The organism is Mitsuaria chitosanitabida ATCC BAA-476 = NBRC 102408, from assembly GCF_001598255.1.
GTDB lineage: Bacteria > Pseudomonadota > Gammaproteobacteria > Burkholderiales > Burkholderiaceae_C > Roseateles > Roseateles chitosanitabidus.
Map to the genome: position 1 here is coordinate 157,294 of NZ_BCYP01000010.1, position 24,870 is coordinate 182,163.

Below are 24,870 nucleotides of genomic sequence, written 5' to 3' on the forward strand. Positions count from 1 at the left end.
AGTCTAGGCGCGGACCCCGGACCGGAGTGGCGGGAGGGTTATGGCACGCCCTCGGCGCCTGTGGCAGGGGCGCCCACCGGGCGCTCAGTCGCTGCTCAGCGCGGCCTGCACCTGCCGGGTCTTGCCGCCGTTCCACACCGTGAGCGTCACCTTCTCGCCGAGCTGCCGCTGCTCCAGCAGGTTGAGCATGTCGTCGAGGTCCGCCACCGGCTTGCCGTCGACGGCGGTGATGATGTCGCCGCCGATGATGCGGCCGTCCCGCCCGCGCATGAAGGGCTTGAGCCCGGCCTGCGCCGCGCCGCCGCCGCTCTGGATGCCGATCAGCACCACGCCCTTGGGCAGCCGCAGCACCTCTCGCAGTTGCTCGGAACCGGCGGTCACGCCCAGCGCCGGCCGGATCACGCGGCCGTTCTTGATCAGCTGCGGGACGATGCGGTTCACCTCGTCCGCCGGGATCGCGAAGCCGATGCCGTTGCTGCCGCCGCTGGGGCTGAAGATCGACGTGTTCACGCCGATCAGCCGACCCGCGGAATCCAGCAGCGGTCCGCCCGAGTTGCCCGGGTTGATGGCCGCGTCGGTCTGGATCGCGCCGCGGATGGTGCGCTGGGTCATGGACTCGATCTCGCGGTTGAGCGCGGAGACGATGCCGCGCGTCAGGGTCTGGTCGAGGCCGAACGGATTGCCGATCGCGTAGACGGTCTGGCCGACCAGCAGCTCGCGGCTGCTGCCCATCGGGACGGGGAGCAGTTTCTCGCGCGGGGCGGCGATGCGCAGCACGGCCAGGTCGCGGTCGGGATCGACGCCGATCAGCTTGGCGTCGAAGGTGCTCTGGTCGGAGAGCGTCACCTTCGCGGCCGAGGCGCCCCGGATCACATGGAAGTTGGTGACGACGTGACCCTGCTCGTCCCACAGGAAGCCCGAGCCCGTGCCGCTGGGGACCTCGGTCACGTTGCGGGAGAAGAAGTCCCGCTGCTGCGCCAGGGTGGTGATGTGCACCACCGAGGGGGACACCTTGCGGAACACGGCGATGTTGTTCTGCTCCTGGGCGTCGAGCGGGCCTCGCGGGGTCACGGGGCGCGGGGTCTGGGCGCCGACGGTGGTGGCGATCGCGAGCAGGGTGACGAGCAGCAGTCGGGTCATGGCGGTCGATTATGGGGCGCCTCCCGGCGGGACTGGCGACGTCCCATTCCTGGCGCCCTCACGAAGACCCTCACCCCAACCCTCTCCCGCAAGCGGGCGAGGGAGTCGATCCGGGACGCTCGCAGGGACGAGCAGGTTCCCCCTCCCGCTGTGCGGGAGAAGGGGCGATCGGCAACCCTCGCCGGCTCTTTCCCCTCTCCCGCTGCGCGGGAGAGGGGCAGGGGTGAGGGCCGGTGCAGGCAGCGAGCGCGGGGCCGGGCCTTTCCCAGGCAGCGAGCGCGGGGTCAGGTCGTGCCCAGATGGGGAATCGCGGCGGTGTCCATGAACTCCCGCTTGCGGCGCAACGCCTCGTCGTCGTCGGCGAAGCGCCGGGCGATGTCCTGGAACTGCGGCTGGATGCGGATGAAGGCCTCGACGACGTCCGGGTCGAAGTGCCGGCCCGCCCCCTCGGCGATGAGGACGGCGGCCTGGTCGTGCGGCATGCCGTCCTTGTAGACGCGGCGGCTGATCAGCGCGTCGTAGACGTCCGCCAGCGCCATCAACCGCGCGGAGATCGGGATCGCGTCGCCCCGCAGCCCCTGCGGATAGCCGGACCCGTCCCACTTCTCCTGATGCCCGTAGGCGATGTCCTTGGCCATGGCCAGGAAGGCCACCGGCGTGCCCAGCTGCGCCTCGGCCTGGGCGATGGCGTCGCGTCCCAGCGTCGGATGCGACTTCATGATCTCGAACTCCTCCGGCGTGTAGCGGCCCGGCTTGAGCAGGATGCGGTCCGGAATGCCCACCTTGCCGATGTCGTGCAGCGGGGCCGACTTGAACAGCGTGGCGATGTAGGCCGGCGTCAGCGTCGCCGCGAAGCGCGGATGCGCCCGCAGCGCCTCGGCCAGCACCTGGACGTAATGCTGGGTGCGGCGGATGTGGTTGCCGGTGTCGCTGTCCCGCGTCTCCGCCAGCGAGGCCATCGCGTGGATGGTCACGTCCTGGATCGCGGACAGCTCGGCGCTGCGCCGCGCGACCTCGGCCTCCAGGAAGGCGGCCTTGTCCCGCAGGAAGTCCGCGCTGGCCTTGAGCGTCAGGTGCGTGCGCACTCGCGCCATCACGATGGGCGGGCTGATGGGCTTGGTGATGTAGTCCACCGCGCCCAGCGCCAGGCCGCGCATCTCGTCGGCGACATCGGCCTTGGCGGTCAGGAAGATCACCGGGATCTCGCGCGTGTCGGGATCCGCCTTGAGCCGGGCGCAGACCTCGTAGCCGTCCATGCCCGGCATCATCACGTCCAGCAGGATCAGGTCGGGCCGCGGGTCGCCGGCCGCGATGCGCAGGGCCTTCTCGCCGCCGGTGGCGATCTTGACGCGGTAGCGGTCGCGCAGCAGCTCGCTCATCAGCGTCAGGTTGTCCGGCGTGTCGTCGACGACCAGCAAGGTCGCGCCGTCGGTCGGATCGGAGGACGGGTTCATGAGGGCCTCCCGGACGTGGAATCGGACAAGACGTCGTCGTTGCCGTCGGTGCCGACGGTGCCGCTGCCGAAGGTCTCGCGCGCCTCGCGGATCAGGACGAGGGCCGCGTCGAAGTCGAAGCGCGCCGTCGCGTCCACGGCGCGGCGCAGCAGGCGCAGGTGGGCCGTCGGCAAGGTCACGCGATCGAGCAGCCGGTCAAGCTCCCGCGCGACATCGCCGGCGCGCGAGTCGCTGTCGTCGAGCAGCGCCGTCAGCCGGTCCAGCAAGGGGGCGAGGGCGCCCGGGGGCGGCGATGGCGGCGATCCGGTCGACGGGGAGGCGGAGGCCGCCAGGTCCCGTGCGGATTCCGCGGGCGTGCTGCTCCAGGCGCTGGCCGACGGTGGATCGGCGAGCGCCTCGCGCGCCTGATGCCGGCCCAGCGAGACCAGCAGCGCCGCCAGCAGCGATTGCGCGCGCGTGAGCAACGGCTCGCGCTCGTCGACGGCGACGCGCTTCGCGCAGGCTTGCTCGAGCGCGCCGGCGGCGGCGGCCAGCGGCTTGGCGCCCAGCGTCGCCGCGGCGCCGCGCAGCGAATGCGCCAGCCGGGTCATCCCCACATGGTCGCCGGCCGCGGCGGCCTCGGCGAAGTCGGCGGCGAAGTCGATCTGCGTGTCCAGGAAGGTGCGCAGCAGCTTGCGATAGAGCGACGGCAGGTGGCCCGCCGTCGCGAGCCCGGCCTGCTGGTCCAGCCCCGCGATCGGCGGCAGCAGCCCCGCCGCGCCCAGGGCGCCCCCCGATCCCACCGATCTCGTCGATGCCGCCGATCCGGTCGATGCCACAGATGCCGCCGATGCCGTTGATCCCGCCGATCCCGCCGATCCCGTTGATCCCGCCGATCCCGCCGATCCCGTTGATCCCGTTGATCCGGTCGATCCGGCCGACCCCGGCTTGCCGCCGGCGGCCACCGATGTCGCGGGCGGCGCCGCTCCAGGCTTGCCCGCGCCGCTGTCGCTGGATCCCAACCCGCCTCCCGTGGCGCGGTCGCCGTCACGAGAGGCCGTGCCGCTGTCGAGCGGCTCGCCCTGTCCGCGCCGCGTGTCGATGCGCCGGCCCGCGCCGGAGCGCGTGTCCATCGGCACCTCCGCCGCGGGATGGGCCGGCCGCACCCAGCGCGCCAGGGTCTCGAACAGCGCGTCGACGTCGAGCGGCTTGGGGATGTGGTCGTTCATCCCCGCCTCGAGCACCTTCTCGCGGTCGCCGCTCATCGCGTTGGCGGTCATCGCGATGATGGGCAAGGTCCGCCAGCGCGGGTCCTCCCGCAGCGCGCGCGTGGCCGCGTAGCCGTCCAGCACCGGCATCTGGATGTCCATCAGCACGCCGTCGTAGCCGCCGGGCGCCTCGGCCAGCAGGTCCAAGGCGACCTGGCCGTTGACCGCCAGCGTGACGTGCAGGCCCGCGTCCTCCAGCAGCGCGGCGGCCAGTTCCTGGTTGAGCTCGTTGTCCTCGGCCACGAGCACCCGCGCGCCGGCCAGCTGCCGCATCGCCTCCTGCGTGGACTGGCGGCGGCGCTCGGCGGTGGGGGCGGGGCGGTCGACATGGCCCAGGGCCTCGCCGATGGCGCTCAGCAGCGAGGAGGCGGTCACCGGCTTGGTCAGCAGCACCGGCCGGCGCGAGGCCGGGGACGCCGCCTGCGACGCGGCCAGCGCCGCGGTGAGCGAGTCGTCCCGCCCGAACGAGGTCACCAGCACCACGGCAGGCGCCTGGTCCAGCCGCCCGTCGCCGAGCTGGCGCGCGGCCTCGATGCCGTCGATGCCGGGCATCTGCCAGTCCATCAGCACCAGCGCGTAGGGATGGCCCCCGTCCTGCGCGCGCTCGACCTCCTGCAGGGCCTGCGCGCCGTCGGCGGCGGTGGCCACGTCCAGGCCGAAGCTCGTGCCCAGCGTCGACAGGATCTCGCGCGCGGCGCGGTTGTCGTCGACCACCAGCGTGCGCAGCCGCGCCAGCTCGTGCGCCATCAGGGCGCGCCGCGCCGGCAGGTCCGAGCCCTCCGGCTGCAGGCCGAAGCGCGCGCTGAAGTGGAAGGTCGAGCCCCGGTCCGGCGCGGACTCCAGCCAGATGCGGCCGCCCATCATCTCGACCAGCTGCTTGCAGATCGCCAGCCCCAGGCCGCTGCCGCCGTACTTGCGCGTGGTCGAGCTGTCGGCCTGGCTGAAGCTGCGGAACAGCCGCGCCTGCTGGTCCGGCGTCATGCCGATGCCGGTGTCGCGCACCCAGAAGTGCAGCTCGACCTCGGGCTCGGGCGGCGCGTCCAGGCCGGCTCCGTCGGCGGCGCGCATCGCGGGGTTGGCCTCGATGCCCACGATGATCTCGCCACGGTCGGTGAACTTGGCCGCGTTGTTGCCGAGGTTCACCAGCACCTGCCCGAGGCGAAGCGGATCGCCGATCAGCGCGGTGGGCAGCTCCGGCGGCAGCTGCAGCAGCAGTTCGAGGCCCTTGTCCTCGACGCGGAAGCCGATCAGGTTGACCAGGTGCTCCAGCACCTCCTCCAGGCGGAAGGGCACGCGTTCCAGGCTCAGCTTGCCGGCCTCGATGCGGCTGAAGTCCAGGATGTCGTCGATCACGCCCAGCAGGTTCTCGGCCGAGCGATGCACCTTCTCGATGTAATTGCGCTGCCGCGCGTCCAGCCCTGTCTGCAGCGCCAGGTGCGACATGCCGATGATGGCGTTCATCGGCGTGCGGATCTCGTGGCTCATGTTGGCCAGGAAGTCGGACTTGGCATGGGCGGCGGCCTCGGCCGCCTCCTTGAGCGCCTGCAGCTCGCGATGCTGGTCCTGCAGCTGGCGGTGCTGCTCCTGCAACTCCAGGTCCTTGCGGTCGCGCGCGGCGCGGTGCGCCAGGCCTCGCAGCGAGGCACCCATCAGGCCGAAGGCCAGCAGCGCCACCAGCGCGCCGATCGCCAGCCGCGTGCTCATCGGCTCCAGCGCGGACAGATCGCCCAGCAGGACCAGTTTCCACGGGCCGGCCGGGTCGTTCCAGGCGATGTCGGCGTGCACCACCGCATGGGACTGCCCGTCGACCTCGGCGCCCGTCTGCCCGAGGTCGAAGGGCAGGCGGTGGATCTCAGCCGGCACGGCGAAGAGCTTGCCGAACTGGCGGCTGGCGGTGAGCGCCGCGGCGCGCGCGGGCGTGACGTCGCCGTTCAGGCTCATGCGCCATTCGGGCCGGCTGGCGGCCAGCACCACGCCGTGCGGCGAGACCAGCAGCGCGCCGGCGTAGCTGCGGGTGTCGAGGAAGCGGTCCAGCGCGTCCGCGTAGAGCCGGGCCGCGACCACGCCGATGATCTCGCCCGTCTGGCCGGGGACGCGGTAGACCGGCGCGGCCAGCCAGTAGGCGCGCTCGCCGGTGGTCAGGCTGATGCCGGCGAAGACATTGGGCTGGCCGCGCATGGCCTGCCGGAAGTACTGGCGGAAGCTGACGTCCAGGCCGATGGGCGGGGCGCCCTCGTCGTCCCACTCGCCCACGATCCGGCCCTGGGCATTGACGACGTAGGCCTGCTGCGCGCCGACGCTCAGCGCCAGCACCTCCAGCGCATCGGCGGCGGGACGGGTGCGGCGGGCGAGCTGGGTGTCGGTGACGAGCGCGGCCTGCTTGATCGCGGGATTGAGCTGGCCGGACAGCACCACCGCGCCCATGCCCTTGCCGGTCAGCGTCAGGCCCTGCAGGCCGAGCGCCTCGCGCTGCGCGGCATTGGCGAGCGTGCGGCGGAAGTCGTGCTCGAGCGAGCGGCGATGGGCTTCGCTGACGACCGCGCCCAACGCGATCGCCGTCAGCGCGGCAAGAGTCCAGGCGACCCGGCGATGCCCGAGCAGCCATTCCGACACACGACCCATCCCTTTCCTCCCCAGGAAAGCCCGGTCGGCGGGCGCCGGGCCTGTTTGGATGCTGGTTGCGAAGCCTCGGGGCAGTGTAGGGGAGCGCGGGCGGGCGTCAACGCCCGTCGCGCCACAACGCGTCGCCGTCCTACACGGCCGGTCCGGCGGGCTGGCTAGGATCGCCGTCATGGCCGACCCGCATCCGGACCGATCGCCCCGCGAGCCCGGCCCCGACGACCTGGTGATCGCCCGGCCCGAGGGGCTGTACTGCCCACCCGGCGATTTCTACATCGACCCTTGGCGCCCCGTCGACCGGGCCGTCATCACGCACGGCCACAGCGATCACGCGCGCCGGGGCCATGCGCATTACCTCGCGCATCGCGACAGCGCCGCCATCCTGCGGCGCCGGCTGGGCGAGGACATCACCCTGCAGACGCTGGCCTACGGCGAGGTCGTCACCCATCACGGCGTGCGGCTGTCCCTGCATCCGGCGGGTCATGTGCTGGGCTCGGCCCAGGTCCGGCTGGAACACGCGGGCCGCGTCTGGGTCGCGTCGGGCGACTACAAGCTCGAGGCCGACGGGACCTGCGCGCCCTTCGAGCCGGTGCGCTGCGACACCTTCATCACCGAGTCCACCTTCGGCCTGCCGATCTACCGGTGGCCGTCGCAGGCGGCGCTGTTCGCCGAGATCGACGCCTGGTGGCGCGCCAACGCGCGGGCGGGACGCGCCTCGGTGCTGTACGCCTACGCGCTGGGCAAGGCGCAGCGGCTGCAGCATGGCGTGGACGCGTCGATCGGGCCCATCGTCGCGCATGGCGCGGTCGAGCCGCTGAACGCGATCTACCGCGAGGCGGGCGTGACATTGCCGCGGACGTTCCACGCGATGGATCCGGTGCTCGACCGGGCGGCCCTGTCACGCGCGCTGGTGATCGCGCCGCCCTCGGCCGCGCGCTCGCCGTGGCTGCGGCGCTTCGGCGCGGATCTCTCGGACGCCTTCGCCAGCGGCTGGATGCGGTTGCGCGGCACGCGGCGGCGGCGGGGCGTCGACCGCGGCTTCGTCGTGTCGGACCACGCCGACTGGCCCGGCCTGATGGCGGCGATCCGCGGCACGGGCGCGGAGCGCGTCTTCGTCACGCATGGCAGCGTGCCGGTGATGGTGCGTTGGCTCAACGAGCAGGGCCTGCGCGCGCAGGCCTTCGCCACCGAGTACGGCGAGGAGGACGACGCCCCGGCGGCCGGCGAGCCTCCGGAGGTGGGCGATCCCCAGGAGGGCGGCGCATGAGAGCCTTCGCCGCCCTCTACCGCGATCTGGACGCCTCCACCTCCAGCCTCGCCAAGCAGGCCGCGCTGCAGGCCTTTCTGCGCGCCGCGCCGCCGGAGGACGCCGCCTGGGCCGTCTACTTCCTCGCGGGCGGCAAGCCGCGGCAGCTCGTGCCGACGAAGCTGCTGCGCGAGCAGGCCCGGCTCGCCGCCGGGCTGCCCGAGTGGCTCTTCGACGAGAGCTACGAGGCGGTCGGCGATCTGGCCGAGACCCTGTCGCTGCTGTTGCCCGAGCCCACGGCGGTCGTCGAGCGCCCCTTGTCCGTCTGGATGGCCGAGCATCTGCTGCCGCTGCGCGGCATGCCGCCCGAGGCGCTCGCCCCCACGCTGCAGAGCCAATGGGCCGCGTTGGCCGTCGAGCAGCGCTTCGCCTACTTCAAGCTGATCACCGGCGCGCTGCGGGTCGGCGTCTCGCGCTTGCAAGTGACGCAGGCCCTGGCGGCGGTGAGCGGTGTCGATGCCAAGCTCGTCGCGCAGCGCCTGATGGGCTATACGCATGTCGGCGCGCGTCCCACCGCCGAGGACTACGCGGCGCTCGTCGCGCCGCCCGGCCCCGAGGCGGAGACCGGCCCCTCGCGCGGCGCTCAGCCGTATCCCTTCTTCCTCGCGCACCCGTTCAACGCGCCGATCGATGACTTCGACGCGCAGCTGGGGCCGCCCGCGGACTGGCTCGTCGAGTGGAAGTGGGACGGCATCCGCGCGCAGCTGGTCCGGCGGGCCGGTGAGGTCGCGATCTGGTCCCGCGGCGAGGAGCTCATCACCGACCGCTTCCCCGAGCTCCGCGCCCTCGGCGAGGCCTTGCCCGAGGGCACGGTGCTGGATGGCGAGATCCTGATCTGGCGCGACGACCAGGTCCGGCCCTTCGCCGAGCTGCAGCAGCGCATCGGCCGCAAGACCCTGAGCGCCAGGCTGTTGCGCGAACTGCCGGCGGCGCTGTGCGTCTACGACCTGCTGGAGGAGGGCGGCGACGACCTGCGCGCACGGCCCCAGCAGGAGCGCCGCGCGCGGCTGGAGCAGCTGGTGGCGGTGCATCCGCTGCCGGGCCTCATCCTGAGCCCGCTCGTGTCCGGCGTCGACTGGGCCGACCTGGCGCGGCAGCGCGAGCAGGCGCGGGCCCGGGGCGTCGAGGGCTTCATGCTCAAGCGGATCGACGCGCGCTACGGCGTGGGTCGGACCAAGGACGTGGGCGTGTGGTGGAAGTGGAAGATCGATCCGCTGTCGGTCGACGCGGTGCTGATCTACGCGCAGCGGGGCCACGGCCGGCGCGCCAGTCTCTACACCGACTACACCTTCGCCGTCTGGAACGGGCCGCGGGACGACCCGGCGCGCCAGCTGGTGCCCTTCGCCAAGGCCTATTCGGGCCTGACGGACGCGGAGATCCGGGAGGTGGACGCCGTCGTGCGCCGCACCACGGTGGAGAGCTTCGGGCCGGTGCGCAGCGTCACGCCGACGCTGGTGTTCGAGCTGGGCTTCGAGGGCATCGCGCGCAGCGGTCGGCACAAGAGCGGCATCGCGGTGCGCTTCCCCCGCATGCTGCGGCGACGCGAGGACAAGCCCGTGGCCGAGGCCGACACCCTCCAGTCCCTGCAGGCGCTGCTGCCCGAGGGCGACGCGTGAAGCGGGCCGCGCCGCCCTCGGCGAACGACGCGGCGGACTCGCCGGCGGGCCCCGGCGCGCGAGCGTCCTCCGTCATCGAGGAGTGGCTCGCGGAGAAGGGCTGGACGCCGTTCCCCTTCCAGCGCCGCGTCTGGGCGGAGATGGCCGCCGGTCGCAGCGGTCTGCTGCACTCGAGCACGGGCAGCGGCAAGACGCTGGCCGTGTGGCTGGGCGCGCTCGGCGCCCTGCGCGAGTCGGTCGGCGAGGCGACGCTCGCGCGCGGCAAGCCGGTGGCGCCCCCACTGGCCGTCCTGTGGATCACGCCGATGCGGGCGCTCGCGGCCGACACGCTGCGGGCGATCGAGGCGCCGATGGCCGCGCTGTGCCCCGCCTGGAGCGCGGGCCTGCGCAGCGGCGACACCACGACCTCCCAGCGCGCCGCGCAGGACCGGCGCCTGCCCACGGTGCTGGTCACCACGCCGGAGAGCCTGTCCCTGCTGCTGTCCCGGGCCGACGCGAGCGAGCAACTCGGCCGCGTGCGTCTGGTCGTCGTCGACGAATGGCACGAGCTGATGGGCAACAAGCGCGGCGTGCAGACCCAGCTCGCGCTGGCCCGGCTGCGGCGCTGGCGGGCGGCACGTGGCGCCGGCCTCATGACCTGGGGGCTCTCGGCGACGCTGGGTCATCTGGACGAGGCGTTGCGGACGCTGGTCGGCACCGGATCGGCCGCTTCGACGTCCGCTTTCGACGCCGATGCCGATGCCGATGCCGATGCCGATGCCGATGCCGATGCCGATGCCGACGCCGCTTCCCTGCCGGCATCGACCGCCGCGACCGCATCCGGGTCGCGCGTCGGGGCCACCGCGTCGCGAGAGGCCGTGCTCGTGCAGGGCGAGACCGACAAGACCCTGATCATCGACACGCTGCTGCCCGAGACGGTCGAACGCTTCGCCTGGGCCGGACACATGGGCCTGCGCATGCTGCCCCAGGTCGTGGACGCCATCGCGTCGAGCGCGAGCAGTCTGGTCTTCACCAACACGCGCTCGCAGGCGGAGCAGTGGTATCGCGCGCTGCTCGGGGCCCGGCCCGACTGGGCCGGCGTACTGACCTTGCACCACGGCTCGCTGGACCGCGAGCTGCGGGAGTGGGTCGAGCTCGGGCTGAAGGAAGGCCGGGTGAAGGCGGCGGTCTGCACCTCCAGCCTGGACCTGGGCGTCGACTTCCTGCCGGTGGAGCGGGTGCTGCAGATCGGCTCGGCCAAGGGCGTGGCGCGGCTGGTGCAGCGGGCCGGCCGGTCGGGCCATGCGCCAGGTCGACCGTCGCGGATCACGCTGGTGCCCACGCACGGGCTGGAGCTGGTGGAGGCCGCCGCGGCCCGCGAGGCCGTGCGGCAGGGGCGCATCGAGTCGCGACACAGTCCGCGCGAGCCGCTGGACGTGCTGGTCCAGCACCTGGTCACCGTCGCGCTGGGCGGCGGCTTTCGGCCAGAGGCGCTGCGCGAGGAGATCGGCACGACCGTGGCCTACGAGGCGCTGCCGGACGCCGCCTGGCAGTGGTGCCTGGACTTCGTGCGCCAGGGCGGTCCGTCGCTGACCGCTTATCCGGACTATCACCGCGTGGTGCCCGACGAGGACGGGCTCTGGCGCGTGCCCGACGCGCGACTGGCGCGCCGTCACCGGGCCAACATCGGGACCATCGTCAGCGACGCGGCGATGCAGGTGCGGTTCATCACCGGCGGAAGCCTCGGCACCGTCGAGGAGAGCTTCATCGCCCGCCTGAAGCCGGGCGATGCCTTCATGTTCGGGGGCAGGCTGCTGGAGCTGGTGCGCGTCGAGCAGATGACCGCGCTGGTGCGGCGCGCTGCCTCGAGCCGGGCGGCGCTGCCGCGCTGGAACGGCGGCCGGATGCCGCTGTCCAGCACCCTGGCCGATGCCGTGCTACGTGAACTGGCCGAGGCGGACGAGGGCCGCTTCGACTCGCCGGAGATGCGCGCCGTGCGGCCGCTGATCGACGTGCAACGGCGATGGTCCGGCGTGCCGCGCCCGGACACGCTGGTGGCCGAGACGCTCAAGACGCGGGAGGGCTGGCATCTGTTCCTCTATCCCTTCGCCGGCCGCCAGGTGCATCTCGGCCTGGCGGGCTTGATGGCCTGGCGGGCCGCGCAGCCGGAGGCGGGCACCTTCTCGATCGCGCTGAACGACTACGGGTTGGAGCTGCTGAGCGCCCGCCCCATCGACTGGGCCGAGCGCCTCCCGGGCTTGCTGCGCGTGCCGCCCGAGGCCGCCTTGCTGGACGAGGTCCTGGCCAGTCTGAACGCCACCGAGCTGGCGCGGCGCCGCTTCCGCGAGATCGCGCGCATCGCGGGACTGATCTTCCAGAGCCATCCCGGGGAGCGCCGCAGCAGCCGCCAACTGCAGGCGTCGGCGACCCTGTTCTTCGAAGTCTTCCAGCAGTACGACCCCGGCAACCGGCTGCTCGCGCAGGCGGAGCAGGAATTGCTGACGCAGGAGCTGGATCTGCGCCGCCTCGCGGACGCCCTGAGGCGGATGGCGGGGCAGACCTTGCGGATCCATGCGCTCAAGCGTCCCACGCCGCTGGCCTTTCCGCTGATGGTCGAGCGCTTCCGCGAGAAGCTGAGCAACGAATCGCTCGCGGATCGGCTGGCGCGCATGGTGGCGTCGCTGGAACGCAGCGCGGGTGACCCCACATGAGCCGGCATCATGGCGCCATGAACGCCACGCCCCCAGGCATCGACCGCGCGACCGACCGCGATCCGCCGGCCGGGGCCCTGGCGCTGACGCTGGCGGGCGAGCGGGTGTGGCTGCTGCCCGAGCGCGCGCTGTGGTGGCCGGCGGCACGGACGGTCTTCGTCGCCGACGTGCATCTGGGCAAGGCCGCGGCCTATCGGGCGCTGGGCCAGCCGGTGCCCTCGGGCACGACGCGCGACAACCTGGCGCGTCTGAGCGGGCTGCTCGATGGCACGGGCGCCGCGCGGCTGGTGGTGTTGGGCGACCTGCTGCATGCGGCGGCGGCGCACCAGGCGCAGGTGCTCGATCCGGTGCACAGCTGGCGCGAGCGGCATGCCGCGCTGGACTGCGTGCTGATCCGCGGCAACCACGACAGCCGCGCCGGAGATCCGCCATCGTCCCTGCGCATCGTGATCGAGGACGAGCCCTGGCGGATCGGTCCCTTCGCCGCCTGCCATCACCCGCGCCGGGTGGCCGAGGCCCATGTGCTGGCCGGCCATCTGCATCCGGCCGTGACCCTGCGCGGGCGCGCGCATGAGCGCCACCGGCTGCCATGCTTCTGCGAGTCCGAAGGGCTGATGATCCTGCCGGCCTTCGGCGCGTTCACGGGGACGACGCTGGCGGGGCTGCCGGCGGGCGCGCGCTGCCATGCGGTCGGGGGCGGCGCGGTCTGGGCGGCGCCGTAGCGGGGCGGGCCGCGCGACGCGCGGCGTCGATGTCAGAGGTGGAAGCCGCCGACGTCGGTGTGGAAGTCGCCGACCTCGGTCCATTCGCGCAGGTCGGACGGGACGGCGAAGTGCTTGGCGAGCTCGCCGGCCGCTTCCTCGGCGGTGGCGAAGGACTCGCCCCAGGGCATGCTGTCGTGTTTCACGCGCCAGCGCTTGGACAGGCGCGGCTTGATCGTGAAGGTGCCGTCCAGGCTCTGGAACACGTAAGAGACGGTGTCGAGGTCCATGCTGTGCGCTCCGGATCGCCTCCAAGCGGCGACCCTAACGCATGTGGCGGCAACTGTCATGCCCGCGTCGCGCGCGGTGGGGACGGGCGGAGTGGCGGACGGGCCGGTCCCGACGGCCGCGGGAAGGGCCTCGGACTCACGCGGGTGCGCATAGGGCATGGCGCGCGCAGCGCGCGGGGCGGGCGGCATCGCGCTTGCCGCACCATGCGCACCCTATGAAAAATTCCTGGCGATTCTTCCGGGCGGGCGGTGCCGATCAGGCACGCATCAGTACCGCCGACGACCTGCTCCAACTGCGCGACCTCGACCAGAAGCGCTGGGTCGCGCTGGCCTGCCCCACGCGCGGCCTCGAATTCGACGAACGCACCCTCGACCTGATCGACCTGGACCGCGACGGCCGCATCCGCGCGCCCGAACTGGTCGCCGCCTGCGAATGGGTCGGCGCGCGCCTGCGGGACTGGGACCCGCTGCTGCGCGGCGAGTCGCGGCTGGCGATCGCCTCGCTGGCCGACACGGAGGAAGGCCGCGCGCTGGCCGAGGAGGCGCGGCGCACGCTCACACTGGCGGCGATGGACACGCACGCCGATATCGGTCTCGAGGAGATCCGCGAGCGCCAGACCCATCTGACGACCGAGCGCCACAACGGCGACGGCATCGTGCCGGTCGAGTCCTTCGAGGACGCCGCCGAGCGCGCGCTGGCGCGACGCATCGGCGAGACCCTGGGCACGGTGGCCGACGCGGGCGGCGAGCCGGGCATCGACGAGACGCGCATCGCCACCTTCTTCGACCAGGCGGCGACGCTGCTGGCCTGGCATCGCGAGGGCGAGGCCGATTGCGCCGGCCGGCGCGCCGCCGCGATGGCGGTGCAGGCGGTGCATGACAAGGTGGAGGACTTCTTCGCCCGCTGCCGACTGGCCAGCTACGACGCCTCGGCCGCCGCGACGCTGAACGCGACCGATCCGGAGCAGCTCAAGCAGCACGCGTCGGCGCTGCTGTCGCTCGACGCGGGACCGCTGCGGCAACTGCCGATGGCGCCGGTCGCGGCCCACGCGGCGCTGCCGCTGGACGATCGCGCGAATCCGGCGTGGCGCGTCGCGCTGGGGACGCTGCGCGAGCAGGCCGTGCGGCCGCTGCTGGGCCGCGACGCGACGGAGATCACCGAGACCGACTGGCGCCTGCTCAAGGAGCAGGTGCAGGCCTGTCGCGAGTGGCTGTCGCGCCAGCCCACCGGACCGGTGGCCGCGTTGGGCGTGGACGCGGTGGCGGCGCTGGTCGGCGCCGCGGCGGTGGAGGACGCCGCGGGCGGGAGCGCCGATGGCGCCGAGGCGCTGCGGGCACGGCTGCTCCAGCGCATCGAGGAGGACCGCGCGGCCGCGCCGCGGCATGCGGCCCTGAACGACCTCGAGAAGCTGGTGCTGCTGCAGCGCGGTCTGCTGCGGCTGGCGCGCAACTTCGTGTCCTTCGAGGACTTCTACGAGGGCGACGGCGCGGTGTTCCAGGCCGGCACGCTGTTCCTGGACGGGCGCGCCTGCGAGCTGACGGTGGAGGTGGCCGACCCCGCCAAGCACGCCGGCATCGCGGGTCTGGCCAAGGCCTACCTGGCCTACTGCGAATGCACGCGCCTGAACCAGAAGCGGACCATCGTGGCGGTGGTCAGCGCGGGCGACGTGGACTTCCTCTTCGTCGGCCGCAACGGGCTGTTCTACGACCGTGAGGGTCAGGACTGGGACGCGCGCATCGTCAAGGTGATCGAGAACCCGATCAGCGTCGGCCAGGCCTTCCTGTCGCCGTACAAGAAGCTGGTGCGGCTGGTCGAGGAGCAGGTGGCCAAGCGCGCCGCGGCCAGCGACACGATGCAGCAGGGCAAGCTGGGCGACCTGGCTGGGCGCATCGCCACGGCCGACAAGGCGGCCGATCCCGCGGCCCCGGCGGCGCCCGCCGCGCCGGCCGGCGTCCCGGGCGCCCCGGGCCGGCGCGTGGACGTCGGCACCGTGGCCGCCTTGGGCGTGGCGCTGGGCAGCATCAGCACGGTGATCGTGGGCCTGTTCGGGCGCTTCGTGGACCTGGGGTGGTGGATCCCGCTGGCGCTGGTGGGGATCATGCTGTCGATCTCGGGACCGAGCATGCTGATCGCGTGGCTGAAGCTGCGCCAGCGCAGCCTGGGTCCGATCCTGGACGCGAGCGGCTGGGCCATCAACAACCGGATGAAGCTGAGCACGCGTCTGGGCACCTCGCTGACCAAGCGCCCGCCGCCCGTGCCGCATGCGGTGAAGCTGCCCGAGGTGCCGGCGCTGCGCCGGCGCGGCGCACAGGATCCGGACGTCGGGAACGAGGCGACGGCTGGCTGATCGACGCGGACGCGCGTCGAGACCCGAGGCCGGGCACGGGCCGGAACTGGAGCCGGAAACGGAAACGGAAACGGAACCCGAGCACAAGCACGAGCGCAGGCCCGCGTCGGGCCGTGCCGTGCCGAGGGGCGGACGCGGCAACCGGGCGCGAGTCAGTCGAGCTGCGACGGCGTGGTGCCGCGGTGCGCCGGTCCGCCGAGGACATCGGCCTTGCCGCTGCCGTTGCCATTGGTCCCGGGGTGCTTCTTGCGCTTGCGCACGACCTTGGGGCCCCACTCGAGGATGGCGAAGGCCAGGAGGGTGCTGAGCACGGCGGTGGCCTCGCGGCCGAGTCCGCAGGCCACGCCGATGGCGGCGACCATCCAGATGCCGGCGGCGCTGGTCAGGCCGTGGACCTGTTCCTCGTCGGTGAGCTTGAGGATGGCGCCCGCGCCGAGGAAACCGATGCCGGCGATGACGCCTTGCATGACGCGGCTGAGGTCGGTGAGGTGCATCCCGCCTTGCTCGGGCACGAGCACGAAGAGCGCCGCGCCGATGGACACCAGCATGTGGGTGCGCATGCCCGCGGCCTTGCCATGCTGCTCGCGCTGATAGCCGAGCAGCCCGCCGAGCGCGGCGGCCAGCAGCAAGCGGACGGTGATGCGGGTGAGCTGCTGGACATCCGGGATGTCCGAGAACTCGTCACGCAGGGTCGCGAGGATCGCGTCGATCATGAAGGACGGTGGGCGCTGAGGGCCTCCGAGCCGGAGACCGGGCGCGACGCCGCCGCGGGCGCCGCGGGGTGATCGTAGCGGGAGCGCGCGCCACTTTCCTCCAGCCCTCGATCCCGACGCCGATCCAGGCGTGGATTCAATGAAACGCCTTCAAGAACAGCGCGCCGAGCGCGCCAAGCGCGCCAGAGCTCAAGGTCGCCCCTCCGACCCACTTGAACAAGCGGCTGCTGATCCGATCATCGACACGAGAGAGCAGATCCTGGGCGTACTCCCGAAACTCGGCCCTCATCTCTTTCCTGAAGCTCTCGGACTCCGATTTCATCTCCTGCCGGAAGCGTTCGGACTCGGCCTTCATGTCTTGCCTGAACTCGCTGAACTCTTCCCGCATGTCCTGGCGGAACCGGTCGAACTCCGCTCGCATCTCTTGGCGGAACTTGTCCGATTCCGCTCGCATGTCTCGACGGAAGTCGGCGGACTCGGCCTTGATGTCCTGCCGGAACTTGTCGGACTCCGACTTGAGGCCGTCGACCTGCCGCTGCATGTGCTTGAAGTCCGACCTCAACTCCGTGATGTGGAGATCGGTCTGAGACTGTCGGTCATTGAGGCGCTGCAGGCTGGCATGGATGGCTTGCAGATCCTGGAGGTGACTGGAAGGGGGGAGGATCTCGACGGATTCGGGCTTGCGCGTGGGCAGCAGCACGGGTGGGCTGCCGTGCGTGGGCGAGGGTTCGGAAGAAGACGCGGCCATGAAGCACTCCTTGGGGCGACGGGGAGGCTGCAAATCCTAGAAGCGCCTGGACGGGCGTGCTGTCGCAACGACGCCGAAAGCCGAGCCGGTTTGACGAGCCGCAAACTTTTCGCGTTGGCGACCACTGCGCTTCGAACCGCCGCGCCGATCTAGACGAACAGCGCCGCCAGTCGCCGCAGCGCGTCCTCGCTCATGGTCCGGTCCACGCGGCGGTCGGCGTTGTTGAAGTCGTGCTCGCCCTGCGCCTGCACGAGCAGGCCGTCCCGACGCGGGACCACCATCAGGTTGTGGCCGCGCCAGGCCACCATGTAGTCGACCTCCGGCTGCGGCACCAGTCGCGCGATCTGGCCGCGCACCGGGATCAGCGACTCGTCCCCGAACAGCGCCCGCGCGCCGTAGCCGGTGCAGTTCACGATCGTGCGCTCGGGCAGCGCGGCGAGCTCGCGGGGATGCGTGAACTCGCGCGTCACGATCTCGCCGCCGTCGCGGTGGAAGTCCTCCAGCAGCATCCGCTGGTAGGGCCGGATGTTGAAGGTCATCTGCGTGAATCGGCGCGCATGCGGCACCGGGAACGGATGTTCCGCCGGCGACAGCGCCCGCGAGCGCGGATGCAGGTCGGGGATCAGGTCCAGGAGCTCGGGGTAATCGGGCTCGGTGGCAGGACCGTGGGACGGGAGGGGCTGCTCGAAGGGCGTGTCCGAGAGCACGTAGCCGTCGCGCCATTCCACCGGCGAGCCGGCGATTCCCAGCAGGTCCTGCCAGGCCTTGAAGCTGTGCCGCGCCATGCCTTCCCACATCGCGTTGAAGGCCGGCGTGGCGTACGACGCGGCGACGATGCGCGACTCCGGCGACCACATGCCGGTGGCGAAGGTGGAGGCCACTTCGGGTGGCCGCTCGCGGCAGTAGATGCGGACCTGGAAGCCCGCCCGCTGCGCCACGCGCGCCGTCGTCAGGCCCACCGCGCCGGAGCCGATCACCGCGATGCGCCGGGCGCCCGCGGCCCGGATCAGCGGCAGCGCGCCCAGCGTCGCGGAGCCCCAGGACAAGGACCAGCCCGCGCCGCCGTGCCCGTAGTGGTGGACGATGGTCTTGCCGTGTAGCCGCTGCGACTCGATGCGCGGACCGGCCATGCGGAAGGGCCGCGTGCACACGGTGATGTCGACGATGCGATCGGCGCTTACCCGCATGCGCGAGGGACGCGGGAGCTCGGCGAAGGCCAGCCGGCCCGGGACCGGACCGGGACCCGAGGCGGCCGATGCCGGCGCGTTGGCGGCCTCGGCGGCGGGTGGGGTGGGTGAGACCGCTTGCGCGCGGCCGGCGAGCGGCCATGCGGCGGCGCAGGCGCTCGCGGCGCCGAGCCAGTGACGTCGGTTCATCAGGAACTCCAGGGGGCGCCGGCCCGCGCCGGTCCGGGCGAGCCGGGACCTCCCGGCCTGCCCGCGGATCTCAGGCGATCAGGCGATCAGGTGATCGCGCGATCGCGTGATCGGCCGATCAGGTCAGCTCGGCGAGCTTGGACAGCGACTTGCGGATCAGCGACGCGTCCCGCAGCCGCTGGGCCGAGCCGTCGGTGTCCAGCAGCACGACGGTGATCGTGCGGCCGCCGCTCTTCATCCGCATCGCCAGGCAGCGGCCAGCTTCCTCGGTATAGCCGGTCTTGGAGAGCTTGATGTCCCAGCCCTTGGCGCCGACCAGGTGATTGGTGTTGCGCAGCTCGCGCGGCCGGCCGTCGACGGCGACCTCGCTGGACTTGTCGCTGCTGATGCGCGCGATCGCCGGATAGCGCGACGCCGCGGCGGCGATGCGAGCGACCTCGGACGCGGTCGAGGTGTTGGTCGGCGACAGGCCGGTCGGGTCCGCCAGCGAGGTGTGACGCAGGCCCAGCGCGCGGATCTTGGCCTCGACCGCCAGCTCGAAGGCGGGCATGCCGCCGGGGAAGTGGCGCGCCAGCGCCGACGCGGCGCGGTTCTCGGACGAGATCAGCGCCAGCTCCAGCGCCGCCTCGCGGCTCATGGTCGCGCCGACCTTGACGCGCGACTTGCTGTGCTTGAGCCGGTCCACGTCGGCGTCGTCGATGCGGATCAGCTCGGCCATGTCCTGTTTCGCGTCCAGCACCACCATCGCGGTCATCAGCTTGGTCAGCGAGGCGATGGGCACGACGGCGTCCGCGTCCTTGGCCATCAGCACCTGGCCGCTGTCGTCGATCACCAGCATGTGGCGGGCGTTGACCGGCAGCTTCATCAGCGGGGCCGCGGCCTCCACCGTGGGGGTGGGCGCGGTGGGCGCGATCGGCGCGGCCGACGTCGCGGGGGACGGCGCGACGGCCGGCGGGAACTGGGGCGACCGCGCCAGCGGCGGCGTGGCGGCGGGCGCGCTCGCGGCATCCGGGCTCGAGGGCGCGGGCGTGAGCTCGCCGTTGGGGCCGATGGCGGCGGTGGTCGGGGCCGTGGTGGGCACGACGACCTCAGGGTCGCTGCTGGCGGCTCGCACGATCAGGCTGCCGCAGAGCAGCAACAGGGCGGGCAGCGCGAGGCGCCAGTTCGTGTGGGCAAGGGTGCGGAGAGCGGTGTCGCGGATCGTCACGGCGGTCGGGGAGGGCTGGCGGCGAGGTGGGCGGCCAGGGGCCGCTCGGGGGTCATCTGTTGACTGGCGCGGAGTTTAATTTCTTCCGCGTCCGCGTCCGCGCACATGCGGGCTTCCCGTGACGTGCGTTACACGGCGCGCGCGGCGACGGCGCCTTAATCCCAGGCCTTGCGCAGCTTGGCCGCGACGTCCAGCGCCGGCTTGAGCAGCTCGGGCAGCGGCGCCTGCCGCTCGTTGGCCGGGCCGGTCTTGTCGAAGTGGCGAGCGACCTTGCCGGGCAGGAAGCGGGACACGGTCGCATACAGATGGCGATCGCCGTGGCGCGCCTGCTGGGTCACGTAGAAGCGCTGCGGCGCCATGACCGCCAGGTGCTCCTTGGCCCGCGTCATGGCGACGTAGAGCAGCCGCCGCTCCTCCTCGATCTGCGCCTGCGCGCCGGTGCTGAGGTCCGAGGGCATGCAGCCGTCGACGCAGTTGAGCAGGTAGACCGCGTTCCACTCCTGGCCCTTGGCCGAGTGGATGGTGGACAGGATCAGGTAGTCCTCGTCCTTGAGCGGCACGCCGGACTCGTCGCTGCTGGCTTCCGGCGGATCGAGGGTGAGCTCGGTCAGGAAGCGCTCGCGCGAGCCGTAGCCCTGCGCGATGCGGGCGATCTGCTCCAGGTCGGCCTGCCGCACCGGGGCGTCGTCATGCAGGCGCTCCAGGTGCGGGGCGTACCAGGTGATCACCTCCTCGAGGTCCATCGGCCAGCGGTCGGAGGCGCCGTCCAGGCCACCGCCGCCGTCACCGTCACCGCCGCCGTCGCCGCTGTCGCTGTCGCCGTCATCGCCACCGAGCAGGCGCAGCATCAGCGCGCGCAGACTCGCCCAGCCGGCCGCCGCGGCGGCGGGCGGCTTGAAGTCGCGCAGCGCCTGCACGGGGTCGGGGGCGGGCGCCATCTCGTCGAGCAGCCGTCGCGCGCTCGCCGGGCCGAAGCCCGGGAGCAACTGCGCGACGCGGAAGCCCGACAGCCGGCCGCGCGGGTTCTCGGCCCAGCGCAGCACGCTGAGGACGTCCTTCACATGGGTGCTCTCGAGAAATTTCAGCCCGCCGAACTTGACGAACGGGATGTTGCGACGCGTGAGCTCCAGCTCCAGCGGCGCGCTGTGGCTGGAGGTGCGGAAGAGCACCGCCTGGCGCTTGAGCTTGAGGCCTTGCTCGCGGCGCTCGAGCACCTTGTCGGCGACCCAGATCGCCTGGCGCGCCTCGTCGTCGACGGTGACCAGCTGCGGGCGCTCGCTGGAGGTCTTGTCGGTCCACAGGCGCTTGTCGTGGCGGTCCTTGGCCATCTCGATCACCGCGTTGGAGGCGTCGAGGATGGGTTGCGTCGAGCGGTAGTTGCGCTCCAGCGCGACGACGCGGGCGGGCGGGTCGTACTGGGTCGGGAACTCCAGGATGTTGCGGACCTCGGCGGCGCGGAAGGAATAGATCGCCTGCGCGTCGTCGCCGACCACGGTGAGGCGATCGCCGCCGGGCTTCAGGCGCTTGAGGAGGGTCGCCTGCAGGCGGTTGGTGTCCTGGTACTCGTCGACCAGCACATGCTGGAAGCGTTCGCCGAGCTCGGCGGCCAGGGTGTCGTCGCTCATCAGCTCGGACCAGTAGAGCAGCAGGTCGTCGTAGTCGAGCAGCTGCTGGCGCTGCTTCTCCTCGACGTAGGCCTTGAACAGGCGCTTGAGGTCGTCGTGGGCGGGGAAGACCCAGGGGAAGTGCTCCTGGAGCACCTGGTCCAGGCGGGCCTCGGCGTTCACGACGCGCGAGTAGATCGTCAGGCAGGTGCCCTTGAGCGGGAAGCGGTCGGCGGTCTCGGCCAGGCCCAGCGCCTGACGCTGCCAGCCCATCAGGTCCTCGGCGTCCGCGCGGTCGAGGATGGTGAAGTTGGGGACCAGGCCGATGCGGTGGGCGTACTCGCGCAGCAGGCGGGCGCCGACGCTGTGGAAGGTGCCGGCCCAGGGGAAGCGCGGCGGCATCTGGGAGGCGCGCAGGCCGAGGGCGCGATGGAGCATGCGGCCGGCGCGGCGCTCCATCTCGCCGGCGGCGCGGCGGGAGAAGGTCAGGAGCAGGAGTCGTTGCGGGTCGGCGCCGGCCTGGATGAGGCGGGCGACGCGGGCGGCGAGGGTCTTGGTCTTGCCGGAACCGGCGCCGGCGATGACCAGCAGCGGGCCGTGACGGTCCAGCGTGGCCAGGCCGTGCTCGACCGCGGCGCGCTGCTCCGGGTTGAGGTCGGCGTAGACGTCCTGGGGCTGGGCGACGTCGGCGGCGAGGGCTTCGGCGGGGGGCATGGGGGCGGATGATAGCTGTACGTAAAAACAGCCATTCAGGTCGCCCCCACAACGCTCGGCCTCTCGACTCCCTCGCCCGCGGGGCGGGAGGGCGGCAGTCGGCAAGACCCCGAAGACCCTCACCCCAGCCCTCTCCCGCAAGCGGGCGAGGGAGTCGAGGGGCTCGCGGTCTTCGATGTCTCGATGAACTCGGTGCCTTCTCTCTCCCTCTCCCGCGGGGCGGGAGAGGGCGGGGGTGAGGGTGGGAGGGCGGCAGTCAGCAAGACCTCGAGGCCTCGCCGACGACGGGGTATGCGGCTTGCCACGCGAGGAGCAGACTTCCTCGATGCTCATGGTCCAACTGCTCGTCATCCTGTCCGCGCTGTCCATGCCCCTGGTCGCCTGGGCCTCCCAGCGCGGCTACTTCGGCCCCGACAACGGCGCGATCTCCGACCGCTACCCCACGCTGCTGGTCGCCGACGGCTACGCCTTCTCCATCTGGGGCGTGATCTTCCTGCTCGATCTGGTGCTCGCCCTCTGGCTGCTGCGCGGCAACCACCACGTGCCCGATCGCGACGGGCATCGCGACTCCCATCGCTGCCATTGGCTGGTGATCCTCGGCTTCGCGCTCACCGCCAGCTGGATGATCGTCTTCTCCCAGCAATGGTTCTGGCTCGCGCTGGCCGTCATCTGGGCCTCGCTCGTCTGTCTGCTGTGGGCGGCGATGCTGCTCGCGCGGGCGGTCCCGCGCGGCGCGCCATCGTGGCTCGCGGTCCTGCCGCTCGCGCTGCATGGCGGCTGGCTGTCGCTGGCGGCGTTCCTCGACACCGCGCAGACCATCGTCGCCGCGCAGCTGCTGCCGACGGCCGATCAGCTCCCGTGGACGCTGGTGCTGTGGGCGCTCGCGGGCCTGCTGCTGCTGGTGGCCAACGCGCGCCTGCACGCGCCGGGCACGGGGCCCGCGGCGTTGGGCTATGCCGCCGCCGCGGTCTGGGGGCTCGTCGGGGTCCACCTCAAGCAGTTGTCCTCGACGATGCCCGGCGCCCACGTCTCCGCGTGGGTCGCCGTCGCGCTGGCCGTGGTGCTCGCGGCGCAGACGCTGTGGCTGCGCCTGCGCGCGCGGCCGCCGTCACGGCCGATCAGGCCAGGCGACGCTCGTCCTTCGCATCGAACAGATGCGCCGACTCCGCCGCCCATTGCAGGCGCACCGCGTCACCGACGTGGAGGTGGGGATTCCCCGCCACGCGCGACGTGATCGGCCCCATCGGCGTGTCGACCAGCAGATAGGTCTCCGGGCCGGTGGGCTCGATCATCTTCAGCGTGCCTGGCACGCCGTCGTCGGCCAGCCGGATGTGCTCGGGCCGCAGGCCGTAGAGCACGCCGCCGTTCGCGCTGGCCGCGTTCACCGACGCCTGCTGCGCCGCGTTGATCGGCAGCGCCACGCCGTTGGCCGCGATCGCGTCGCCGCGGCGCTCGGCGCTGACGAAGTTCATCGTCGGGGAGCCGATGAACTCGGCCACGAAGCGGTTGGCCGGCCGGGTGTAGATCTCCTCCGGCGTGCCGAACTGCTGCACCAGACCGTCGCGCATCACCGCGATGCGGTCGCCCAGCGTCATCGCCTCGACCTGGTCGTGGGTGACGTAGACCGTCGTGGTCTTCGTGCGCTGATGCAGCAGCTTGATCTCGGCCCGCATCTCGATGCGCAGCTTGGCGTCGAGGTTGGACAGCGGCTCGTCGAACAGGAAGAGCTTGGGATCGCGCGCCAGCGCGCGGCCCATCGCCACGCGCTGCCGCTGGCCGCCCGACAGCTGGCCCGGCTTGCGGTCCAGCAGGTGGCCGATCTGCAGCATCTTGGCCACGCGCTGCACGGTCTCGTCGCGCTGGGCCTTGGGGACCTTGCGCATCTCCAGGCCGAAGGCGATGTTCTGCGCGACGTTCATGTTGGGGTAGAGCGCGTAGCTCTGGAACACCATCGCGATGTCGCGGTCCTTGCTCGGCGCGTAGGTGACGTCGCGATCGCCGATGTGGATGGACCCCGAGGTCGGATGCTCCAGCCCGGCGATCATCGCCAGCAGCGTGGACTTGCCGCAGCCCGAGGGGCCGACCAGGATCAGGAATTCGCCCGCCTCGATGGAGAGGTCGATGCCCTTGAGAATGTCCGCCGCGCCGTAGCTCTTGCGGACTTGCGAAATGGTGAGCGCGCCCATGGCGTGTGACTCCTCTTAACCCTTGACCGCGCCGGCCGTGAGCCCGCGCACGAAGTACTTGCCGGCGACGATGTAGACCACCAGCGTCGGCAGCGCGGCGATCAGCGCCGCGGCCATGTCCACGTTGTATTCCTTGACCGAGCTCGAGGTGTTGGCCAGGTTGTTCAGGCCGACGGTGATCGGCTTGCTGTCCGCGCCCGAGAACACCACCCCGTACAGGAAGTCGTTCCAGATCGCGGTGAACTGCCAGATCAGCGTGACCACCAGGATCGGCGTCGACAGCGGCACCACGATCCGCCAGAAGATCTGCCAGAACGAGGCCCCGTCCAGCGTCGCCGCCTTCACCAGCTCGTCGGGCAGGCCGGCGTAGTAGTTGCGGAAGAACAGCGTCGTCGAGGGCATGCCCGCGAGCACGTGGACCAGGATCAGGCCCCAGACCGAGCTCGCGATGCCCAGGTGACCGAGCACCTGGCTCATCGGCAGCAGCACGACCTGCATCGGCATGAACACGCCGAACAGCAGCATCGCGAACAGCAGCTCGCTGCCGCGGAAGCGCCACTTGGTCAGCACGTAGCCGTTGAGCGCGCCCAGCGCGGTGGAGATCAGCACCGCGGGCACGACCATGAACACCGAGTTCATGAAGAAGGGCGCCAGGCCGCCGCAGTCGGTGCCGGTGCAGGCGCTGGACCAGGCCTTGGACCAGGCGGCGAGGCTGGGGCTCATCGGCAGCGACAGCAGGGTGCCGTTGCGGACCTCGTCCATGCTCTTGAGCGAGGTGCTGACCATCACGTACAGCGGCGCCAGGAAGAAGACCGCGAACAGCGCCAGCGCCGTCCACAGCAGCAGGCGCTGCAGCGTCAGGCCGCGCGCGCGCGACGGGGTGAGGGGGGAGGATGCGTGCATGTCGCCTC

At 72.1% G+C, this 24,870-nt stretch carries 17 protein-coding genes; 6 read left to right on the forward strand and 11 right to left on the reverse strand.

The window, feature by feature from the left end:
• Positions 1-84 precede the first annotated feature (84 nt).
• The 3 genes from MCHT01_RS06725 to MCHT01_RS06735 form a co-directional block, all read right to left on the reverse strand.
• Positions 85-1,140: a S1C family serine protease gene (locus MCHT01_RS06725; RefSeq protein ID WP_067063990.1), complete on the reverse strand. Its 1,056-nt coding sequence runs from the start codon at positions 1,138-1,140 to the stop codon at positions 85-87.
• Between the two features lie 284 nt (positions 1,141-1,424).
• Positions 1,425-2,594, reverse strand: a complete 1,170-nt coding sequence (locus tag MCHT01_RS06730) for a response regulator (RefSeq protein WP_067063992.1) — start codon at positions 2,592-2,594, stop codon at positions 1,425-1,427.
• A complete protein-coding gene (locus tag MCHT01_RS06735; RefSeq protein ID WP_067063993.1) occupies positions 2,591-6,463 on the reverse strand; it encodes a response regulator in 3,873 nt (1,290 codons plus the stop codon). The genes MCHT01_RS06730 and MCHT01_RS06735 overlap by 4 nt, the downstream gene beginning before the upstream one ends.
• Before the next feature lie 169 nt (positions 6,464-6,632).
• Here MCHT01_RS06735 and MCHT01_RS06740 point away from each other — a divergent pair, with 169 nt between their 5' ends.
• The 4 genes from MCHT01_RS06740 (at position 6,633) to pdeM (ending at position 12,794) form a co-directional block, all read left to right on the forward strand.
• Positions 6,633-7,727 (forward strand): ligase-associated DNA damage response exonuclease, encoded by a 1,095-nt coding sequence (locus MCHT01_RS06740; protein ID WP_067063995.1) that lies wholly within the window; start codon positions 6,633-6,635, stop codon positions 7,725-7,727.
• Positions 7,724-9,382, forward strand: a complete 1,659-nt coding sequence (locus MCHT01_RS06745) for an ATP-dependent DNA ligase (protein WP_067063997.1) — start codon at positions 7,724-7,726, stop codon at positions 9,380-9,382. The genes MCHT01_RS06740 and MCHT01_RS06745 overlap by 4 nt, the downstream gene beginning before the upstream one ends.
• A 140-nt stretch (positions 9,383-9,522) precedes the next feature.
• Positions 9,523-12,072: a DEAD/DEAH box helicase gene (locus tag MCHT01_RS27110; protein ID WP_245643184.1), complete on the forward strand. Its 2,550-nt coding sequence runs from the start codon at positions 9,523-9,525 to the stop codon at positions 12,070-12,072.
• Between the two features lie 17 nt (positions 12,073-12,089).
• Positions 12,090-12,794: a ligase-associated DNA damage response endonuclease PdeM gene (gene pdeM / locus MCHT01_RS06755; RefSeq protein ID WP_067064056.1), complete on the forward strand. Its 705-nt coding sequence runs from the start codon at positions 12,090-12,092 to the stop codon at positions 12,792-12,794.
• A gap of 32 nt (positions 12,795-12,826) precedes the next feature.
• Here pdeM and MCHT01_RS06760 read toward each other — a convergent pair whose 3' ends face one another.
• Complete coding sequence (locus MCHT01_RS06760) at positions 12,827-13,063, reverse strand: hypothetical protein (protein WP_067064000.1); 237 nt, start codon at positions 13,061-13,063, stop codon at positions 12,827-12,829.
• Between the two features lie 215 nt (positions 13,064-13,278).
• Between MCHT01_RS06760 and MCHT01_RS06765 the strand changes: the two genes are divergently transcribed.
• Positions 13,279-15,411, forward strand: coding sequence for a hypothetical protein (locus MCHT01_RS06765; RefSeq protein WP_067064001.1), 2,133 nt, complete (start codon positions 13,279-13,281; stop codon positions 15,409-15,411).
• 152 nt (positions 15,412-15,563) lie between these two features.
• Here MCHT01_RS06765 and MCHT01_RS06770 read toward each other — a convergent pair whose 3' ends face one another.
• The 5 genes from MCHT01_RS06770 to MCHT01_RS06790 form a co-directional block, all read right to left on the reverse strand.
• Positions 15,564-16,124 (reverse strand): MgtC/SapB family protein, encoded by a 561-nt coding sequence (locus MCHT01_RS06770; protein WP_067064003.1) that lies wholly within the window; start codon positions 16,122-16,124, stop codon positions 15,564-15,566.
• Between the two features lie 136 nt (positions 16,125-16,260).
• Positions 16,261-16,872: an OmpH family outer membrane protein gene (locus MCHT01_RS06775; protein WP_067064005.1), complete on the reverse strand. Its 612-nt coding sequence runs from the start codon at positions 16,870-16,872 to the stop codon at positions 16,261-16,263.
• Positions 16,873-17,021: 149 nt separating this feature from the next.
• Positions 17,022-18,248, reverse strand: a complete 1,227-nt coding sequence (locus tag MCHT01_RS06780) for an FAD-dependent oxidoreductase (RefSeq protein WP_067064007.1) — start codon at positions 18,246-18,248, stop codon at positions 17,022-17,024.
• A gap of 118 nt (positions 18,249-18,366) precedes the next feature.
• Positions 18,367-19,455: a serine hydrolase gene (locus MCHT01_RS06785; protein WP_245643181.1), complete on the reverse strand. Its 1,089-nt coding sequence runs from the start codon at positions 19,453-19,455 to the stop codon at positions 18,367-18,369.
• 155 nt (positions 19,456-19,610) lie between these two features.
• Positions 19,611-21,773 carry an ATP-dependent helicase gene (locus tag MCHT01_RS06790; RefSeq protein ID WP_067064008.1) on the reverse strand — a complete coding sequence of 721 codons (2,163 nt, stop codon included), beginning with the start codon at positions 21,771-21,773 and terminating at the stop codon, positions 19,611-19,613.
• A gap of 325 nt (positions 21,774-22,098) precedes the next feature.
• Here MCHT01_RS06790 and MCHT01_RS25520 point away from each other — a divergent pair, with 325 nt between their 5' ends.
• The gene (locus MCHT01_RS25520) at positions 22,099-23,007 is read left to right on the forward strand and encodes a TspO-related membrane protein (protein ID WP_218017875.1); all 909 of its coding nucleotides are present in this window, start codon (positions 22,099-22,101) and stop codon (positions 23,005-23,007) included.
• Here MCHT01_RS25520 and MCHT01_RS06795 read toward each other — a convergent pair.
• Complete coding sequence (locus tag MCHT01_RS06795; protein WP_067064010.1) at positions 22,892-23,959, reverse strand: ABC transporter ATP-binding protein; 1,068 nt, start codon at positions 23,957-23,959, stop codon at positions 22,892-22,894. The genes MCHT01_RS25520 and MCHT01_RS06795 overlap by 116 nt on opposite strands.
• A gap of 15 nt (positions 23,960-23,974) precedes the next feature.
• Positions 23,975-24,862, reverse strand: a complete 888-nt coding sequence (locus tag MCHT01_RS06800; protein ID WP_067064012.1) for a carbohydrate ABC transporter permease — start codon at positions 24,860-24,862, stop codon at positions 23,975-23,977.
• Positions 24,863-24,870: the final 8 nt, after the last annotated feature.

Excerpts from the sequence above, each read along its gene's own strand:
- MCHT01_RS06800 (WP_067064012.1), bottom strand. The coding sequence starts at position 24,862 with ATGCACGCATCCTCCCCCCTCACCCCGTCGCGCGCGCGCGGCCTGACG.
- MCHT01_RS25520 (WP_218017875.1), top strand. The coding sequence starts at position 22,099 with ATGCTCATGGTCCAACTGCTCGTCATCCTGTCCGCGCTGTCCATGCCC.
- MCHT01_RS06765 (WP_067064001.1), top strand. The coding sequence starts at position 13,279 with ATGAAAAATTCCTGGCGATTCTTCCGGGCGGGCGGTGCCGATCAGGCA.
- MCHT01_RS06740 (WP_067063995.1), top strand. The coding sequence starts at position 6,633 with ATGGCCGACCCGCATCCGGACCGATCGCCCCGCGAGCCCGGCCCCGAC.
- MCHT01_RS06770 (WP_067064003.1), bottom strand. The coding sequence starts at position 16,124 with ATGATCGACGCGATCCTCGCGACCCTGCGTGACGAGTTCTCGGACATC.
- MCHT01_RS06775 (WP_067064005.1), bottom strand. The coding sequence starts at position 16,872 with ATGGCCGCGTCTTCTTCCGAACCCTCGCCCACGCACGGCAGCCCACCC.
- MCHT01_RS27110 (WP_245643184.1), top strand. The coding sequence starts at position 9,523 with ATGGCCGCCGGTCGCAGCGGTCTGCTGCACTCGAGCACGGGCAGCGGC.
- MCHT01_RS06780 (WP_067064007.1), bottom strand. The coding sequence starts at position 18,248 with ATGAACCGACGTCACTGGCTCGGCGCCGCGAGCGCCTGCGCCGCCGCA.
- MCHT01_RS06745 (WP_067063997.1), top strand. The coding sequence starts at position 7,724 with ATGAGAGCCTTCGCCGCCCTCTACCGCGATCTGGACGCCTCCACCTCC.
- pdeM (WP_067064056.1), top strand. The coding sequence starts at position 12,090 with ATGAACGCCACGCCCCCAGGCATCGACCGCGCGACCGACCGCGATCCG.
- MCHT01_RS06795 (WP_067064010.1), bottom strand. The coding sequence starts at position 23,959 with ATGGGCGCGCTCACCATTTCGCAAGTCCGCAAGAGCTACGGCGCGGCG.
- MCHT01_RS06760 (WP_067064000.1), bottom strand. The coding sequence starts at position 13,063 with ATGGACCTCGACACCGTCTCTTACGTGTTCCAGAGCCTGGACGGCACC.
- MCHT01_RS06735 (WP_067063993.1), bottom strand. The coding sequence starts at position 6,463 with ATGGGTCGTGTGTCGGAATGGCTGCTCGGGCATCGCCGGGTCGCCTGG.
- MCHT01_RS06790 (WP_067064008.1), bottom strand. The coding sequence starts at position 21,773 with ATGCCCCCCGCCGAAGCCCTCGCCGCCGACGTCGCCCAGCCCCAGGAC.
- MCHT01_RS06730 (WP_067063992.1), bottom strand. The coding sequence starts at position 2,594 with ATGAACCCGTCCTCCGATCCGACCGACGGCGCGACCTTGCTGGTCGTC.
- MCHT01_RS06725 (WP_067063990.1), bottom strand. The coding sequence starts at position 1,140 with ATGACCCGACTGCTGCTCGTCACCCTGCTCGCGATCGCCACCACCGTC.